The sequence below is a fragment of the Cryptosporangium aurantiacum genome (assembly GCF_900143005.1).
Classification (GTDB): domain Bacteria; phylum Actinomycetota; class Actinomycetes; order Mycobacteriales; family Cryptosporangiaceae; genus Cryptosporangium; species Cryptosporangium aurantiacum.
In genome coordinates, this window is sequence record NZ_FRCS01000001.1 from 396767 (window position 1) to 413121 (window position 16355).

The following is a 16355-nucleotide window of genomic DNA, read 5'->3' on the forward strand; positions in this document are numbered from 1 at the left end:
CTCAGGTCGGGTGCTCGACGTCCGTACAGACAACCGTGCAGACCGACATGGCCGCGCCGGTACCGGCAGCGGCCGCTCCCTCGACCGACGGCCTGGTGGTGCGCACCAGGTCGGGCGAGGCCACGCCGATGGACGGCGGCTCCGCGACCAGTGCGCTGGCGCGCGCCGCCGCTCGTCGTGCCACCCGCGAACGCACGGTCTGGCTGGTCGGTTCCGCCGCGATGCTCCTGGTGCCGTGGCTGATGTTCGCGCTGCCCGGTCCGCTGTCGCCGCTGTTCTACCTGACGATCATGGTCTGGGCGGTCGGCTGGTTCGTGTACGGCGTCGCCACCCATCGGCCGACGCCGATCTGGCCGTGGTGGCTGATCGCCGCCGGCCTCGTCGCCCGGTTCTGCGGGCTGATCGTGGCCGAACTGGACCCCGAGGTACTCCTGGTTCCCGGCTTTCCGCTGACGCTGGCGCTGGCCATCCGGCTGGTGTCGTTCCCGCTGCTGGTCGCCGGGCTGGTCGGGATCGTGAAGCGCAGCGGCTCGTACCGTTCCCAGCGGATCGTCGACGGGCTGGCGGTCACCTACGGCATCGGGATGATCGGGTGGCTGCTGGTGCTGGCCCCCTACCTGCGCAAGCAGACCGGCGACGACCAGGCGATCGCGTTCGTCTTCGTGATCGGCGACATCACGCTGCTCACGATGGCCGTGATCCTGCTCGTCGTGGGGATCCGGCACACCGCCCACGCGCTGACCGGGCTGGCGGCGCTGCTGCTCGTCGCCGGTGATCTCCTCTGGGGTGTGGACGGTGCCCACCCGTCGGGCGGAGTGCCCACGGCCGGGCCCGGCGTCGTCGTGCTGACCGGTTACCTGTTCCTGGCGATCGCGGCCGGGCACCGGTCGGTCGCCGTCCGCAGGCAGGACGGCGACGGTGACCAGCCGGCCGGCCGGGCGAAGATCGGCCTGTTCGGGATCGCGACGCTCGCCTACCCGGGCTTCGTCGCGGTCGCGGCGGTCGACCACCGGCCGATCGACCCGCTGATCGACGTCGCGTATCCGGCGGCGATGACCACCGGCTTCTGCTTCTACCTCGCGATCCGCAGCGCCGGTCTGGCGCGCGAGGCGTACCGCCGGGAGCAGGAGCAGGCTGCCCAGGCGGCCGCGCTCGGCGCGGCGCTCGCCGAGCAGCAGGCGTTGCAGGGCCAGCTCACCTACCGGGCGCTGCACGACCCGCTGACCGGTCTGCCGAACCGCTCGAAGCTGACCGACACGTTGGACCGGATGCTGGCCGACGCGCGGGATCCGGAGCAGGCCGGCCAGCGGTACGGGCTGCTGCTGCTCGACCTGGACGGGTTCAAGGACGTCAACGACAGCCACGGGCATCCGGTGGGTGACGAGCTGCTGATCCAGGTCGCGGCCCGGTTCACCGCCGCGGTGCCTCCCGGCGCGCTGCTGGCGCGCCTCGGCGGTGACGAGTTCGCGGTCCTGCTCACCGAGACCGACGACGAGCAGGTGTCGGCGATCGGGCGACGGCTGACCGAGGCGCTCCGCGGCCCGTTCCGCGTCGCCGCCCACGATCTGTACCTCACGACCAGCCTCGGCCTCTACGTCGGCGCCGGCCCGGCCACCCCGAGCGACGTGCTGCGCAACGCCGACCTGGCGCTCTACGCGGCCAAGGGCGCGGGCAAGAACCAGATGGTCGCGTACCGGCCGGACCTGCGCACCGCCCACCTGGAGCAGGTCGAACTGCTCGCCGGGCTGCGGCGCGCGGTCGCGATGGGAGAGTTCGTCCTCGAGTACCAGCCGGTGGTCGACCTGGTCACCGAGCGGATCAGCTCGGTGGAGGCACTGCTGCGCTGGGACGCCCCCGGAGCGGACCGCGTGTCGCCTGCGGACTTCGTACCGATCGCCGAGGAGAGCGGACTGATCGTCCCGATCGGCGCCTGGGTGCTCGGGCAGGCCTGCGTCGACGCCACCGATTGGTACGCCCGGTTCGGCATCTCGGTGGCGGTCAACGTCGCCACCGCCCAGCTGCACGACCCGGAGTTCGTGACGACCGTGCTCGGCGCGCTGCGGTTCAGCGGGCTGCCCCCGCAAGCACTCGTCCTGGAGATCACCGAGTCGACGATGATCGCGGCCACGGCCGCGGAGACCGAGACCGTGGTCGCCCGGCTCCAGCAGCTCCGCGGGCGAGGGATCCGGATCGCGATCGACGATTTCGGGACCGGCTACTCGTCGCTGTCCTATCTGCGCCGGCTGCCGGTCGACATCCTCAAGATCGACCGGGCGTTCAGCATGGAGGGCCCGGAGGGTGCGGACAGCGAGGACACCGCGCTGACCAAGGCGATCCTCCAGCTGTCGCACTCGCTCGGACTGTCCACGGTGGCCGAGGGGGTCGAGACCAGCGAGCGTGCGGACGTGCTCCGCGAGCTGCGGTGCGACCGGGCGCAGGGATTCCTGTACTCCAAGCCGGTGAACGCGCGGGCGCTGGACGCGTTGCTCGCCGAGGAGACCAATTCCCTATCTTCTCGATAGGGTATAGCGAAATCAGGGCTCCTGTGCCAGGGTGAAAACGAGCCGGGGGTGGGCTTTCCGCTGCGCCACGCCGGTATTCGCCACGTGCCGCACCGAGGAGACCCCCGTGTCAGAACTGTCGCCCGACCCCGCGCCCGAGGCCACGCTCGACGCTCCGCACGAGCGGGACACCAGCGCCTGGTCGTTCGAGACCCGCCAGATCCACGCGGGCGCCGCACCGGACCCGGCCACCGGCGCGCGGGCGACACCGATCTACCAGACCACGTCGTACGTGTTCCGCGACACCGATCACGCGGCCGCGCTGTTCAGCCTCGCCGAGCCCGGCCACATCTACACCCGGATCAACAACCCGACCCAGGACGTGCTGGAGCAGCGGATCGCCGCGCTCGAGGGCGGCATCTCCGCGATCGCGCTGGCCTCCGGTCAGGCCGCCGAGACCGCCGCGATCCTCACGCTGGCGAAGAGCGGCGACCACTTCGTCTCCAGCGCCTCGCTCTACGGCGGCACGTACAACCTGTTCCACTACACGCTGCCGAAGCTCGGCATCGAGGTCTCGTTCGTCGAAGACCCGGACAACCTGGACGAGTGGCGCGCCGCGTCGCGTCCCAATACGAAGTTGTTCTTCGCCGAGACGCTGGGGAACCCGCGCAGCAACGTGCTGGACGTCCGGGCGGTGGCCGACGTGGCCCACGAAGTGGGCGTCCCGCTGGTGGTCGACAACACCGTGCCGACGCCGTACCTGCTGCGGCCGATCGAGCACGGCGCCGACATCGTGATCCACTCCGCGACCAAGTACCTCGGCGGGCACGGCACCGCGATCGCGGGCGTCGTGGTGGACGGTGGCACGTTCGACTTCGGTGCCCACGCGGACCGGTTCCCCGACTTCCATGAGCCGGACCCGAGCTACCACGGCCTGCGGTACTGGGAAGCGCTCGGCCACGGCGCGTTCGGCGCCAAGCTGCGGGTTCAGCAGCTGCGCGACACCGGCGCGGCGATCGCGCCGCTGACCAGCTTCCTGATCCTGCAGGGCATCGAGACGCTGTCGCTGCGGATCGAGCGGCACGTCCGCAACGCCCAGGCGATCGCCGAGTGGCTGACCGAGCGCGACGAGGTCGAGGCCGTGCACTACGCGGGCCTGCCCAGCAGCCCGTGGTACTCCGCGGCGCAGAAGTACCTGCCCGGTGGCGCGGGCGCGGTGGTCTCGTTCGAGCTGCGCGGCGGTGTGGAGGCCGGCAAGCGGTTCGTCGACTCGCTGGAGCTGTTCAGCCACCTGGCGAACATCGGCGACGTGCGGAGCCTGGTGATCCACCCGGCCAGCACGACGCACAGCCAGCTGACGCCGGAGGAGCAGCTGTCCACCGGCGTGACGCCGGGGCTGGTCCGGTTGGCGGTCGGGCTCGAAGGGCTGGAGGACCTGCTCGCGGACCTGGATGCGGGGTTCCGGGCAGCGAAGTCCTGATGCTTTTGGAGTGCGGTGTTGCGCTTCCGGACGTGCATCTCGCGTACGAAACCTGGGGCACGCCGGCGCCGGACCGCTCCAACGCGGTGCTGATCCTGCACGCGCTCACCGGGGACAGCCACGTCGCGGCCGGACCCGAGCAGCCTACGCCGGGATGGTGGGACGGGCTGATCGGGCCGGGCCGCGCGGTCGACACCGACCGGTGGTGGGTCGTGGCACCGAATGTCCTCGGCGGGTGCCGCGGCAGCACCGGACCGTCGTCACCCGCACCGGACGGGCGCCCCTGGGGGAGCCGCTGGCCGAAGGTGACGATCCGGGACCAGGTCGCGGCCGAGATCGCGCTCGCCGACGCGCTCGGCGTGCGGTCCTGGGCCGCGGTGCTCGGCGGCTCGATGGGTGGGATGCGCGCGCTGGAGTGGGCGGTGTCGGCGCCCTCCCGGGTCGAGCGTCTGCTGCTGCTCGCGACGACCGCCGCCGCGTCGGCCGATCAGATCGCGTGGGCGTCGCCCCAGCTGCACGCGATCCGGTCGGACCCGGGGTGGGAGGGCGGCGACTACTACCCGGGGCCCGGCCCGGTCGCCGGGCTGGGCATCGCCCGGCGGATCGCCCACGTCACGTACCGGTCGGAGGCCGAGCTGGCCACCCGGTTCGGCCGCAACAGGCAGGACTCCGACCGCTTCGCGGTCGAGTCCTATCTCGATCATCATGCGGCGAAGCTGGTGCGTCGGTTCGACGCGGGCAGCTACGTGACGCTGACCGAAGGCATGAATGGCCACGACGTCGGTCGTGGCCGTAACGGCATTGCGGACGCTCTGCGGCGGATCACCGCACGGACGGTGGTGGCGGGGGTGGACAGCGATCGGCTGTATCCGCTCGCGCAGCAGCGGGAGCTGGCCACGCACATCGCGGGCGCCGGGGAGCTACGGGTGATCCGGTCGCCGTACGGCCACGACGGCTTCCTGATCGAGGTCGACCAGGTCGGAGCGATCGTCGCCGACCTCCTCGCGGATCAGGCGGCGCGGCCGATGTCTAACGACCGGGCCGGGGCCACGCGCGCGGCGACGTGACGCGCGACGACCGTGAGCGCCGCGTTCCAGCCGATCGTCACCTCGTTCGTCGCCCACGAGCCGACGTCGTCGATCCAGCACCGCTGCGGCGGCGCGGTGCTCAGCGCGGCGGCGGCCACCGGGTCGTCGAGGCCGGAGTTCGGACCGCCGACCACGACGCCGGGCGGTGGCTGCGGGTACGACGGGTCCACCGAGTGCGCGAAGAATCGGTGGTGCGGCCGGGACGCCGCCCGCACGCCGTACCCGGTCACCTGGCTCACCCCGGACGCGTTCCGGCCGAGCAGGTGATCCAGGCAGGCCAGCTCACCGGCGAAGTACCGGCGGTCGCCGGTGTGGTCGGCGGCCGCACCGAGCGTCAGCGCGTGCGCCAGCACCCGCGAGTTCGATCCCCAGCAATACCGGCCGTCCGGCGGCGCGTAGGGCGTCCCGTGGCCCTCGGCGTCGATCGTCGCGAGCAGCGTCTCCGCGGCGGCAGCCAGCGCCGCCCTGGCCGCGGTGGCCGCCGACGCCGCGACCCACCCGGTGCCCAGCGCCAGCGTCAGCTGCGCGAGCGGCAGCACCGAGCGCCAGTCGAACCCCTCGCGCAGCGCCGCGAGCGGGTCGAGCCCGGAGTGCACCATCGCGTAGCGGTACTCCTCGGCGCCGGTGAGCACGGCCAGCTCGGCGGCCGCCCAGTACCGCTCGTCCCGGACGTCCGTGTCGTCGTACGGGCCGCCGCCCTCGGCGACGTCCGCGTACACCACCGGCAGGCTCGACGCGGCGGTCCAGGCCCGGTCGGCGGCCGTCGTGCACCGGGCCGCGAACACCGGATCGTGGACCTCCCAGACCCGGGCCGCCTGCGCGGCGACGGCCGCGAGCCCGTACGTCGCCGCGGTGCTCGGCGCCCGGACGGTCCGCGGCTCGGGGTCCTGGTCCGGACGCAGCGGCAGCCCGGTCCAGCGGACGTCGTGCACCGCGTGGAAGACCATGCCCGCCTGCGGGTCGCCGGTCGGCAACTGCGCGGCGAACAGGAACTCCAGCCCCCAGCGGGCCTCGTCGAGCAGCGCGGGGTCGCCGGACCGGGTGCGCTCCTCGGCGTGCTGCAGCAGCCAGATCGACACCGCGGTGGTCACCGCGTACTTGCCGTGGTCGCCGGCGTCGTACCAGCCGCCGCGCAGGTCGTGGCCGCGGCAGCCGAACAGCCACCGGCGCCGCGGGCAGTCCGGCCGCCGGCACGCGACCGCCGAGTCGCCCCGGTTCGGTGGCGCGTCCACGTGCCCGGCCGGGCGTCCGTACTCGGCGTCGTCGATCGTGGTGCCGCTGCGCTGCAGGTAGAGGAAGCGGGCCGCGTCACCGGCCAGGTCGCGATAGCGGGCAGCGGCGTGGGCGCCGACCGCGAACGGCGGGCTCTCCACGCCCTCGACGACGAGCGTCCAGCCGTCACCCTCACCGGCGACCGTCGGCACCGTGATCGTGTGCACTGACTCGCCCGCGGCCCGGTCGAGGCCGTGGACGGTGGTCTCACCGGCGACGGCGGTGCCGCTCGTGGCGTCCCGGAGGTGCCAGCGCAGCGGGGTGGTCGCGTCGGTCGCCACGGTGGCGCGCAGTGGCCACCCGGCGGGGTAGCCGAGCTGGTTGACGCGCACCGCCCGGACGGTCATCCGACGTCGTCGCCCTCTTCGTCGGCATAACCGTGGCCGTCGTCGGCGGCCCAGCCTTGACGCCGCACCTCGTAGCAGGCGATCGCGGCAGCGGTCGCGACGTTGAGCGAGCCGACCCGCCCGATCAGCGGGACGTAACCGATCGTGTCGCACTCGGTCAGACCGGTCGCGGAGATGCCCCGCTCCTCGTGGCCGAGGACGAGGCAGACGTCCGCGGCCAGGTCGAGATCGGCCAGCGGCACGGCCGGGTCGGCGAGCTCGACACCCACCACGCGGTACCCGTCGCCGCGGGCGGCCGCGATCGCGTCGGTGATCGTCGGGTGCTCGGACCAGCGCAGGTACCGCTCGGTGCCGAGCGCGGTCTTGGCCGCCTTCGGCGCCCGCGGTGACACCGACGACCCCGACAGGTAGACGTGGTCGACGCCGAACGCCGCTGCCGACCGGGTGATCGACCCGACGTTGTACGGGTTGCCGACGTCGTCCAGCAGGAGCGCGAGCCGACTGTCGCTGCGGCGGCGCCAGGTGCGGTGCAGCCGCTTGAGCTCGGTTCCCCGGAGCTGATGGATCACGTCGTGTCTTCCGTTCGTACCGCCAGAATTCGATACCCCTTGCGAGAGGCTAGTCGCTCGGTCGGGAAACCCTCGGACTCCAGCCAGCGCTGCAGCGAGTCCGCGCCGAGGTGCCGCTGGACGACGAGGTGCGCGACGCCGCCTGGGGCGAGGCGGGGCAGCCAGCGCTGCAGCATGCCGTGCAGGGTCGCCTTGCCCACCTTGATCGGCGGGTTGGACCAGATCGCCGCGAACCGGACATCGTCCGGGACGTCGTCCGGTGCCTCGATGCGGACGCCGTCGCAGCCGGCGTTCGCGGCGTTGACCCGGGCCAGCTCGCGGGCCCGCTCGTTGACGTCGACACCCCAGACCGTCGCGCCGGGCGCGCGGCGGGCCAGCGTGATCGTGATCGGGCCGTAGCCGCAGCCGAGGTCGAGCAGGTCGCCGGTGGCCGGCGGTGGCGGCACGCTCTCGAGCAGGACGAGCGTGCCCGCGTCGACGGCGGTGGGGGAGAAGACCCCCGCGTCGGTGGTGAGGCCGACCTGTACGTCACGGAGCGCCAACCGCACCTGCCGCGGCGCGCTGGTCGCCGATGGCCGGGCGGTGAAGTAGTGGTCGCTCACAGTGTGTAAAGGGTACGGGGCGGGCTCGGCCGGGGTTACTTCGGTCGGCCCGCTACGGTAAGAAGCCGAATCGGTGTAGTGACGTCGTCGGTGGTGGGTGCGGCCCGCCGCGGGAGGGTCGGAGAGCTGTGCGAGTGACGGGCCTGGGCCACGCGAGTGCCCTGATCGAGACCGCTCACGGCAGTGTGCTCTGCGATCCGTGGGTGAACCCGGCGTACTTCGGGTCCTGGTTCCCGTTCCCGGACAACTCCGAGCTCGACTGGGACGAGATCGGCAAGGTCGACTACCTCTACGTGTCGCACTTGCACCGTGACCACTACGACCCGGAGAACCTGAAGCGGATCTCCAAGTCCGCCACCGTGCTGCTGCCGGAGTACCCCACCGACGAGCTGCACGACGCGCTGCGCGACCTCGGCTTCACGAAGATCTTCCGGACGAAGAACGGCGAGGTGCACGACCTCGACGGCCTGAAGGTGCTGATCCAGGCCCTGATCTCGCCGACCGACGGGCCGATCGGCGACTCGTCGCTCTGGCTGGACGACGGCGTCACCACGCTGCTGAACCAGAACGACGCCCGGCCGACCGAGCTGTCCGCGTTCGCCGAACTGGGGCACGTGGACATCCACATGCTCCAGTACTCCGGGGCCATCTGGTACCCGATGGTGTACGAGCTCACCGACCACGCCAAGCAGGTCTTCGGCGAGCAGAAGCGGGCGCGTCAGTTCGACCGGACGATCCGGTACATCGACGACCTCAAGGCGACCTGGGTCGTACCGATCGCCGGTCCGCCGTGCTTCCTCGACGACGAGCTCTGGCAGTTCAACGACCTCGGCAACGACCCCGGCAACATCTTCCCCGACCAGCAGGTCTTCCTCGACCACATGGAGGAGAAGGGCTACGACAACGGGCGGCTGCTGCTGCCCGGGTCGGTCTGCGACTTCGGCGCCGAGGGTGCTCCGGTGACCCACCCGTACGACCCGGCGACCGTGTTCGGTGAGAACAAGGAGCCCTACCTGCGGGCCTACGCCGAGCGGAAGAAGGCCGTTCTCGAGGCGGAGAAGGCCGGCTGGGCGCACCCGGAGATCGACCTGCTGCCCGCGCTCAAGGAGTGGATCGAGCCGCTGATGCAGCAGGCCGAGCGGATGGCCAGTGGCATCAACGGCCCGGTGCGGCTCACCGCGGTCGACGCCGAGCGCGGCGACATCGACATGGTGCTCGACTTCGTGGCGCGGGAGTTCCGTGCCTGGGACGGCGAGCGGGCGCGCTACCGCTTCACGGCCCCTCGTGAGCTGCTGGAGCACCTGGTCGCGATCCACGAGATCGACTGGGTGAACAGCCTGTTCCTGTCGTGCCGGTTCTCGGCGGCGCGGGTCGGTCCGTACAACGAGTTCGTCTACGCGTTCTTCAAGTGCCTCGGCGAGGAGCGGCTGAACTACGCCGAGGGCTGGTACGCCGAGCAGAGCACCGACGACGAGGACATCGACCTCGAGGGCTGGACCGTGCAGCGGCGGTGCCCGCACCTGAAGGCCGACCTGACGAAGTTCGGCAAGGTGGAGGACGGCGTCCTGACCTGCCAGATGCACGGGTGGAAGTGGCGGCTGAAGGACGGCTCGTGCCTGACGTCGGTCGGACATCCGCTGCGGAGCAGCCCGGCTAGCTCTAGTCGGAGCGCACTGGCCGGGTCCTAGGTGGTGGTCCTTGCCGTCACAGTCCGGCCGGTCCGCCGGGGTGGGCTGGCCGGTCTGTTCCGGCGTAAGCCCGCGGAGCCGTCCGCGCCCGCTCTGACGCTCGGGCCGGCCTTCTTCGCCGTACTGGCGCGCGTCCCCGAAGGCTGGACCCGGACGCTGGACGCGTTGCCGTCGGCGGACGGCGAGGTGGTGTTCGGGCCGCTGGAGATCCGGATGGCCGTGACCGAGCTGAGCCGGATCTCGCCGTACGCGGAGAGCGCGGAGGAACAGGCCGAGTTCGGCGCGTTCCGAACCCTGGTCGGCACCGTACCTCCTGACCATGAGCTCGTCCTCACCCCGGAAATCGTGTGATTCTCGCGGGTTGACCGCTCAAAAGATGGCGTCGTGGGCATCTGGCCGTGGTTATCGTGGCGCCATGCGTGTCTTAGTGGTCGGCGCGGGTGGAGTGGGCAGCGCGGTCGCGGTGATCGCCGCCCGCCGGGAGTTCTTCGAGGCGATCGTCGTCGCCGACTACGACCCGGGGCGGGCCGCGCGTGCGCTCCCGGCCGGTGACCCTCGGTTCGTCGCCGCCGGGGTCGACGCCTCGGATCAGCACGCGATCGAGGCGCTGATCACCGAGCACCGGATCACCCACGTGCTCAACGCCGTCGATCCGCGGTTCGTGCTCCCGATCTTCGCCGCGGCCCAGAGCGCGGGCGTCGACTACCTGGACATGGCGATGTCGCTCTCCGCGCCGCACTCCACCGAGCCGTATCGGCAGGTCGGGGTCCCCCTCGGTGAGGCCCAGTTCGCCGCAGAACCCGCGTGGAAGGACGCCGGGCGGCTCGCGCTCGTCGGGATGGGAGTCGAACCCGGGCTCTCGGACGTGTTCGCGCGGTACGCCGCCGACCACCTGTTCACCGAGATCGACGAGATCGGGATTCGGGACGGCGCGAACCTCGTCGTGACCGGCGACAACGGCGAGCCGATCTTCGCGCCGTCGTTCTCGATCTGGACGACGATCGAGGAGTGCCTGAACCCGCCGGTGGTCTACGAGGAAGCAAAAGGCTGGTTCACCACCGAGCCGTTCAGCGAGCCGGAGGTCTTCGACTTCCCGGCCGGCATCGGCCCGGTGGAGTGCGTGAACGTCGAGCACGAAGAGGTCCTGCTGATCCCGCGGTGGGTGCGGGCGAAGCGGGTGACGTTCAAGTACGGCCTCGGCGCGGAGTTCATCGGCGTCCTGCAGACACTGCACCGGCTCGGGCTCGACCGGACGACGCCGGTGCGCGTCGGCGGCGTCGAGGTCTCGCCGCGCGACGTGGTCGCGGCCTGCCTGCCCGACCCGGCGACGCTCGGTGACCGGATGAGCGGGAAGACCTGCGCCGGGACGTGGGTGACCGGCACCGGCGTCGACGGGCGTCCGCGCGAGGTGTACCTGCACCACGTCGTCGACAACGACTGGTCGATGGCCGAGTACGGCGCGCAGGCCGTGGTCTGGCAGACCGCGGTCAACCCGGTGGTGGCGCTGGAACTGCTGGCGGCGGGTGTCTGGTCCGGCAGCGGCGTCCTCGGGCCCGAGGCGTTCGACGCGGTGCCGTTCCTCGACCTGCTCACCGCGTACGGGTCGCCGTGGGGAATCCGGGAGGCGTGAGTGCGGCGATGACCGCGCCGGCGGCGGCCGCCACGGTCCGCGCCGGACGCAGCTCCGCCCGGCTCCACAGGTGCTCGTGACGTCGTCCGCAGACCAGCAGACCCACCGCACGTCCCGCGGACACCAGCGGGAACAGCACCATCGACCGGCTTCCGGTCGCGGTCAGCCAGGTCCGCTCGACGGTATCCGGCGCGACCGAACCGGCGAGCACCTGACCGACCGACCGTTCGTCCACCACCTGGCGGGCGATCGGTGCTCGACACAGCGGCCACGGCCACCCCGGCCCACCCGGACGCTCGGCGGCGCCGCCGAGCGCGCCCTCGGGCGTCAGCAGGCGCAACACGGACTGCCCGGCCGCGGTCGAGGCCTGCTCCACCACCGCCAGCCCGATCGCCTGGCAGCCGAGCAACTCGGTGGAACCCGCGAGGACGGCGGCGGCCGCGTCCAGCGTCCGGACCTCGGAGAGGCTCTCCAGCACCTCGGCGAGGTCGTGTAGTTGCCGCGGCCCGATCCCGCCCGGCCGGCTCGGTAGGCCCGGCACCCCCGGGCAGCGGGGTGCACCCGGCTGACCCGCTTGCCAGGCCTGCCTGGCGACCGGGTCGACCGCGGCGAACTCCGCGGTGGGCCGTCCGATCAGCCAGCCCTGTCCGAGCCCGACCGCGAGATCGGTCACCGCGGCCAGGTCCTCGACGGTCTCCAGGCCCTCCGCGCACACCCGCGCGCCGGTCCGCGCCCCGAAGTGCACGATCGCCTCGACCAGCGCGACCTTCCGCGGCTCGCGGCTGACCCCGGTGACGAGGGCCCGGTCGAGCTTGAGGACGTCCGGTGCCACCGTGACCAGCCGTTTGAAGCCGGCGAAGCCCGCGCCGACGTCGTCCACCGCGATTCGCGCACCACGACGGCGCAGGCGCTCCAGCGCGGCGACCAACGCGGCACCGTCGTCGGCCAACTCGTGTTCGGTGACCTCGAACTGCAGCCCGGTCAGGTCGTGCGGTAGCACGGCCTGCAGTTCGGGTGAGTCGATGACGCTCGGGCTCACGTTCACCGACAGCACGGTCCCCGCGGGACGCGTCGCTCCCAGTTCGAGTGCCTTGGCGACGGCGTAGGCCTCCAACTGGGCGCCGACGCCGCCCCGGTGGGCGGCCGCGAACCAGTCGTCCGGTGTCGCCGCCGGGAATCGCCGGAACCGCGCGAGCGCCTCGTAGCCGCTCAGCGTTCCCGACACCAGGTCGAGGATGGGTTGTGCGTAGACCTGGGGACCTTTGTCGTCGTCGGTGTCACCCGGCGTCAGCAGCCGCCGGACGTCCGCGGGACCGGGCCGCCGACCGCTCCGCCGCCGCGGCGCCGGCGTGTGAGGCGGGGAGTTCGTTCGGCTGACGGCCGCGTGGCCACGTCCGAGGTCCGTGGCGCGCAGGTTCACCGGTGTGCGCTCCCCTCCGGGCTGGGGCGGCTGAGGGCAGGACGGCCCGGTGCGGCCCGGTCCGCACCGGCACGCGGGGAGCGTGGACCGTGTCCTGCTGTTGGAAAGGGGTCAGTGTAGAGCCGGCTCGACATCGGTGATGCCCAGCCGCGCCGCGATCTCCGCCAACTCGCCCTCGAAGAACGGCTCCGGGTCGGGCAACGCGAAGCTCATGTGGTTGAACACCTCGAGGCTGACCAGCCCATAGAGCCGCATCCAGCAGCCGAACACGACCGCCAGCGCACCGAGCGGAAGCGTGCTGCCCAGCCGCTGACGATAGGCCGCCAGCTGCTCGGTGAGCCGCTGCGGCAGCTGATCGGCGTCCGGAGTCGGGAAGCGACGTTCCCGCCAGACGTCCGCGAACGCGGACAGGAACAGCCGCCCGAATCGCGCACCACCGTTGTCCAGCCGCTCGGCGGCCGGTGTGCTCTCGTCACCGTGCCCGTCCGACCCGACCGAATCGCTCGCAGCCGCCCGGCTGGTCTGCGTCGGCGTCAGGCCGCTCGGGCCGGCACCGTAGGCCGGGGTGCCGTACCCCGGCGTCGGTGCGCCGAAGATCAGCCCGAACTCGGCCGGGTGACCGACCGACCAGGCGCGGAACGCCCGGCACACCGCCAGCAGCCGCGCACCGGCGTCGTCCGGCGACGCCAGATCACGGGCGTGCTCGACGGCCGCGCACAGTTCCGTTGACAAATCGGTCACCAACGACTGCACAAGATGGTCAAAACTTGGGAAGTACCGGTACAAAGCCGGTGCGGTCATTCCCATTTCGCGGGCGATGGCCCGCAGCGAGACCGCTGATGGCCCCTCGCCGACCAGCTGCCTCCGCGCCACGTCCTTGATTTCCTGGACCGTCGCCGCCCGGACGCGCTCCCGACGGTTCACCATCACAGTCACGACTCCAAGACCCCCTCGCGAACTTCCGCTGCGGCGGTCACGCGCTTGTCTGCCGAGAGGCCGCCCGGTGCCTCGTCAGCCGGCGTGACCGCCCTGCCATTCCGCACAACGAGCCCGACGGCTTTCGGTAACCGCCCGAGTGCGAACTGTTCATCGTTGGTGTCATTGACCGAGATCTGCCTAGCCGTTCGGATGATTTGTAGTTGGACGTCCTGTCTGTCCGGACGGGTTGGCGCAAATCCCTCAGATGTGGACGAAGCGTGACTGTGTGCTGCTCGTCCCGGTACGGGACAATGGGCGTCATGAGTTCACGCGAGGTGGTCATCCTCGGTAGCACCGGTTCGGTCGGCACCCAGGCCCTCGACGTGATCCGCCGGAACTCCGACCGGTTCCGGGTGGTCGGTCTGGCCGGCGGGGGCGCCCAAGTCGAATTGCTCGCCGCCCAGGCACTGGAATTCGGGGTGGACGCCGTCGCGGTCGCGCGGGCGAGCACCGCCCAAGACCTGCAGCTCGCGTTCTACGCCGAGGCGCAGCGTCGTGGTTGGAGCGAGGGGCGGTTCTCGCTGCCGAAGATCCTCGCCGGTCCGGACGCCGCGACCGACCTCGCGGCGTGGCCGCTCGGCGAGAACGGTCTGGTGCTCAACGCGATCACCGGGTCGATCGGTCTGGCCCCGACGCTCGCGGCGCTGACCGCCGGGCGGACGCTCGCGCTGGCCAACAAGGAATCGCTGGTCGCGGGCGGCCCGCTGGTTCGGGCCATCGCCAAGCCCGGGCAGATCGTCCCGGTCGACAGCGAGCATTCCGCGCTCGCCCAGTGCCTGCGCGGTGGAGCCGCGGCCGAGGTGCGGAAGCTGATCCTGACCGCCAGTGGTGGCCCCTTCCGTGGCCGGAAGCGCGCCGACTTGGCGAACGTCACTCCCGAGGACGCGCTGGCGCACCCCACCTGGTCGATGGGGCCGGTCGTCACGATCAACTCCGCGACGATGGTGAACAAGGCGCTCGAGGTGATCGAGGCGCACGAGCTGTTCGGGCTGCCGTACGACCGGCTGGACGTCGTCGTCCATCCGCAGTCGCTCGTCCACTCGATGGTCGAGTTCTACGACGGGTCGACTCTCGCCCAGGTCAGTCCACCCGACATGCGGCTGCCGATCGCGCTCGGCCTCGCCTGGCCGGACCGGGTTCCGGACGCCGCCGCCGCGGTCGACTGGACGAAGGCCGCCACCTGGACGTTCGAACCACTGGACGACGACGTGTTCCCGGCCGTGCGGCTCGCCCGTGAGGCCGGCGAGGCAGGCGGGTGCCTGCCCGCGATCTACAACGCTGCCAACGAAGAATGTGTCGCTGCGTTCCTCGCCGGCTCGCTCCCGTTCACGGGGATCGTTGACACTGTACGTTCTGTGGTCGAATCGGCTGAAACCGCCGACAGCCGACTACTGGACGAGCCAGGTAGCGTCGAGGACGTTCTCTCCGCCGAGCGCTGGGCACGGTCGGAGGCGAATCGCCGTGCGTTCGGGCTCGGCGCTGGGTCATCCGCGGAAGTGTCTTCAGCTGTAGAAGGGTCGAGGTAAGCGCCGATGGCGTACACGGGTGGAATTCTTCTCTTCGCCCTCGGCATCCTGATTTCGGTCGCGCTCCACGAAGCCGGCCACATGTTCAGTGCCAGGGCGTTCGGGATGAAGGTCACGAGGTTCTTCATCGGCTTCGGGCCGACGTTGTTCTCGTTCCGCCGCAAGGAGACCGAGTACGGGCTCAAGGCCATCCCGGCCGGCGCGTTCGTCAGCATCGTCGGTATGACCCCGCTGGACGAGGTCGCCCCGGAGGACGAGTCGCGGGTGTTCTGGAAGCGGCCGGTCTGGAAGCGGACGATCGTCCTGGCGGCCGGTTCGCTGACCCACTTCGTCCTCGGCGTGGTGCTGCTCTACATCACCGCCGTGTTCGTCGGGCTGCCGAACCCGGAACGGGCCAGCTACGACGCGAGCAAGGAGCCGGCCGTCCTCGGCACGGTGAACGAGTGCGTCCCGGCCAACCCCGACTCGGTCAACTGCTCGCTGGCCAACGGTGACCCGAAGTCGCCCGCCGCGGCCGCGGGGCTCGAGCCCGGCGACCGGATCATCACGTTCGCCGGCCAGAACACGCCGACGTACGGCGAGCTGGTGACGCAGGTGCGCAAGTCGCCCGCAGGCCCGACCGAGGTCACGTACGTCCGCGACGGCGTCACCACGACCGCGACGATCACGGTCGTCCGCCGCAACCTGGACATCAGCACGACCGACACGCCGAAGGTGCAGGAGGTCGGATTCCTCGGCGTCGCGCCCAAGGGTTCGGACGCCCCGCTGACCGTCACCTACGGTCCGGTCGACGGCGTCGGCCAGGCGTTCGACTACACCGGGCAGATCTTCGCGGGCACGTTCCGGGCCATCGCCAACTTCCCGGAGAAGATCCCGAAGCTCTGGGACGCCCTCATGGGCCAGGAGCGTGACCCGGAGACGCCGGTCAGCGTCGTCGGGGCGAGCCGGATCGGCGGCGAGGTCGTCGAGCGCGGCATCTGGCCGATCTTCTTCCTGCTGCTGGCGAACCTGAACTTCTTCATCGGTGTGTTCAACCTGTTCCCGCTGCTGCCGCTGGACGGCGGGCACATCGCGATCGCCTGGTTCGAGAAGGTCCGGTCGTGGTGGGCGGCCAAGCGCGGAAAGCCCGACCCGGGACGCGTCGACTACACGAAGCTGCTGCCGATCACCTATGCGGTCGTGCTGATCTTCGGTGGCATCACGCTGCTCACAGTGGCGACCGACATCATCAACCCGATCACGCTCACGCGATAA

At 71.3% G+C, this 16355-nt stretch carries 13 protein-coding genes and 1 pseudogene; 8 read left to right on the top strand and 6 right to left on the bottom strand.

All coding sequences use genetic code 11. The annotated features are described in order from the left end of the window. The first annotated feature begins 35 nt into the window (after nucleotides 1-35). The 3 genes from BUB75_RS01720 (at nucleotide 36) to metX (ending at nucleotide 5048) form a co-directional block, all read left to right on the top strand. Nucleotides 36-2522 (top strand): putative bifunctional diguanylate cyclase/phosphodiesterase, encoded by a 2487-nt coding sequence (locus tag BUB75_RS01720; RefSeq protein WP_073250712.1) that lies wholly within the window; start codon nucleotides 36-38, stop codon nucleotides 2520-2522. Between the two features lie 115 nt (nucleotides 2523-2637). Further along, a complete protein-coding gene (locus BUB75_RS01725) occupies nucleotides 2638-3981 on the top strand; it encodes a bifunctional o-acetylhomoserine/o-acetylserine sulfhydrylase (protein WP_073252587.1) in 1344 nt (447 codons plus the stop codon). Next, the gene (gene metX / locus BUB75_RS01730) at nucleotides 3981-5048 is read left to right on the top strand and encodes a homoserine O-acetyltransferase MetX (RefSeq protein ID WP_084740126.1); all 1068 of its coding nucleotides are present in this window, start codon (nucleotides 3981-3983) and stop codon (nucleotides 5046-5048) included. The genes BUB75_RS01725 and metX overlap by 1 nt, the downstream gene beginning before the upstream one ends. Here the strand turns inward: metX and BUB75_RS01735 are convergent. From BUB75_RS01735 to BUB75_RS01745, 3 genes are read right to left on the bottom strand one after another with little or no spacing between them, the layout of a single operon-like run. Beyond that, nucleotides 4991-6688, bottom strand: a complete 1698-nt coding sequence (locus tag BUB75_RS01735) for a glycoside hydrolase family 9 protein (RefSeq protein ID WP_073250715.1) — start codon at nucleotides 6686-6688, stop codon at nucleotides 4991-4993. The genes metX and BUB75_RS01735 overlap by 58 nt on opposite strands. Then, nucleotides 6685-7257, bottom strand: a complete 573-nt coding sequence (locus BUB75_RS01740) for a TrmH family RNA methyltransferase (protein WP_218617228.1) — start codon at nucleotides 7255-7257, stop codon at nucleotides 6685-6687. Before BUB75_RS01740 ends, BUB75_RS01735 begins: the two co-directional genes overlap by 4 nt. Next, complete coding sequence (locus tag BUB75_RS01745) at nucleotides 7254-7859, bottom strand: class I SAM-dependent methyltransferase (protein WP_073250717.1); 606 nt, start codon at nucleotides 7857-7859, stop codon at nucleotides 7254-7256. Before BUB75_RS01745 ends, BUB75_RS01740 begins: the two co-directional genes overlap by 4 nt. Nucleotides 7860-7993: 134 nt before the next feature. Between BUB75_RS01745 and BUB75_RS01750 the strand changes: the two genes are divergently transcribed. From BUB75_RS01750 to BUB75_RS01760, 3 genes are all read left to right on the top strand, one after another. Beyond that, nucleotides 7994-9547, top strand: coding sequence for a Rieske 2Fe-2S domain-containing protein (locus BUB75_RS01750; RefSeq protein WP_178379735.1), 1554 nt, complete (start codon nucleotides 7994-7996; stop codon nucleotides 9545-9547). A 3-nt stretch (nucleotides 9548-9550) separates the two neighbouring features. After that, nucleotides 9551-9898: a hypothetical protein gene (locus BUB75_RS01755; protein WP_143174984.1), complete on the top strand. Its 348-nt coding sequence runs from the start codon at nucleotides 9551-9553 to the stop codon at nucleotides 9896-9898. A gap of 64 nt (nucleotides 9899-9962) precedes the next feature. Beyond that, complete coding sequence (locus tag BUB75_RS01760) at nucleotides 9963-11177, top strand: saccharopine dehydrogenase family protein (RefSeq protein WP_073250723.1); 1215 nt, start codon at nucleotides 9963-9965, stop codon at nucleotides 11175-11177. Here BUB75_RS01760 and BUB75_RS01765 read toward each other — a convergent pair. The 3 genes and pseudogenes from BUB75_RS01765 to BUB75_RS48395 all read right to left on the bottom strand — a co-directional run. Then, the gene (locus BUB75_RS01765) at nucleotides 11137-12597 is read right to left on the bottom strand and encodes an EAL domain-containing protein (RefSeq protein ID WP_073250725.1); all 1461 of its coding nucleotides are present in this window, start codon (nucleotides 12595-12597) and stop codon (nucleotides 11137-11139) included. The genes BUB75_RS01760 and BUB75_RS01765 overlap by 41 nt on opposite strands. Before the next feature lie 111 nt (nucleotides 12598-12708). Beyond that, the gene (locus BUB75_RS01770; RefSeq protein WP_245806204.1) at nucleotides 12709-13329 is read right to left on the bottom strand and encodes a TetR-like C-terminal domain-containing protein; all 621 of its coding nucleotides are present in this window, start codon (nucleotides 13327-13329) and stop codon (nucleotides 12709-12711) included. A gap of 27 nt (nucleotides 13330-13356) precedes the next feature. After that, nucleotides 13357-13524: pseudogene (locus tag BUB75_RS48395) on the bottom strand (helix-turn-helix domain-containing protein); the annotation flags it as partial. 311 nt (nucleotides 13525-13835) lie between these two features. On the opposite strand from BUB75_RS48395, the gene dxr reads away from it, so the two are divergent. After that, the gene (dxr, locus tag BUB75_RS01775; protein WP_084740285.1) at nucleotides 13836-15101 is read left to right on the top strand and encodes a 1-deoxy-D-xylulose-5-phosphate reductoisomerase; all 1266 of its coding nucleotides are present in this window, start codon (nucleotides 13836-13838) and stop codon (nucleotides 15099-15101) included. Nucleotides 15102-15107: 6 nt separating this feature from the next. After that, nucleotides 15108-16355: a M50 family metallopeptidase gene (locus BUB75_RS01780; protein ID WP_073250731.1), complete on the top strand. Its 1248-nt coding sequence runs from the start codon at nucleotides 15108-15110 to the stop codon at nucleotides 16353-16355.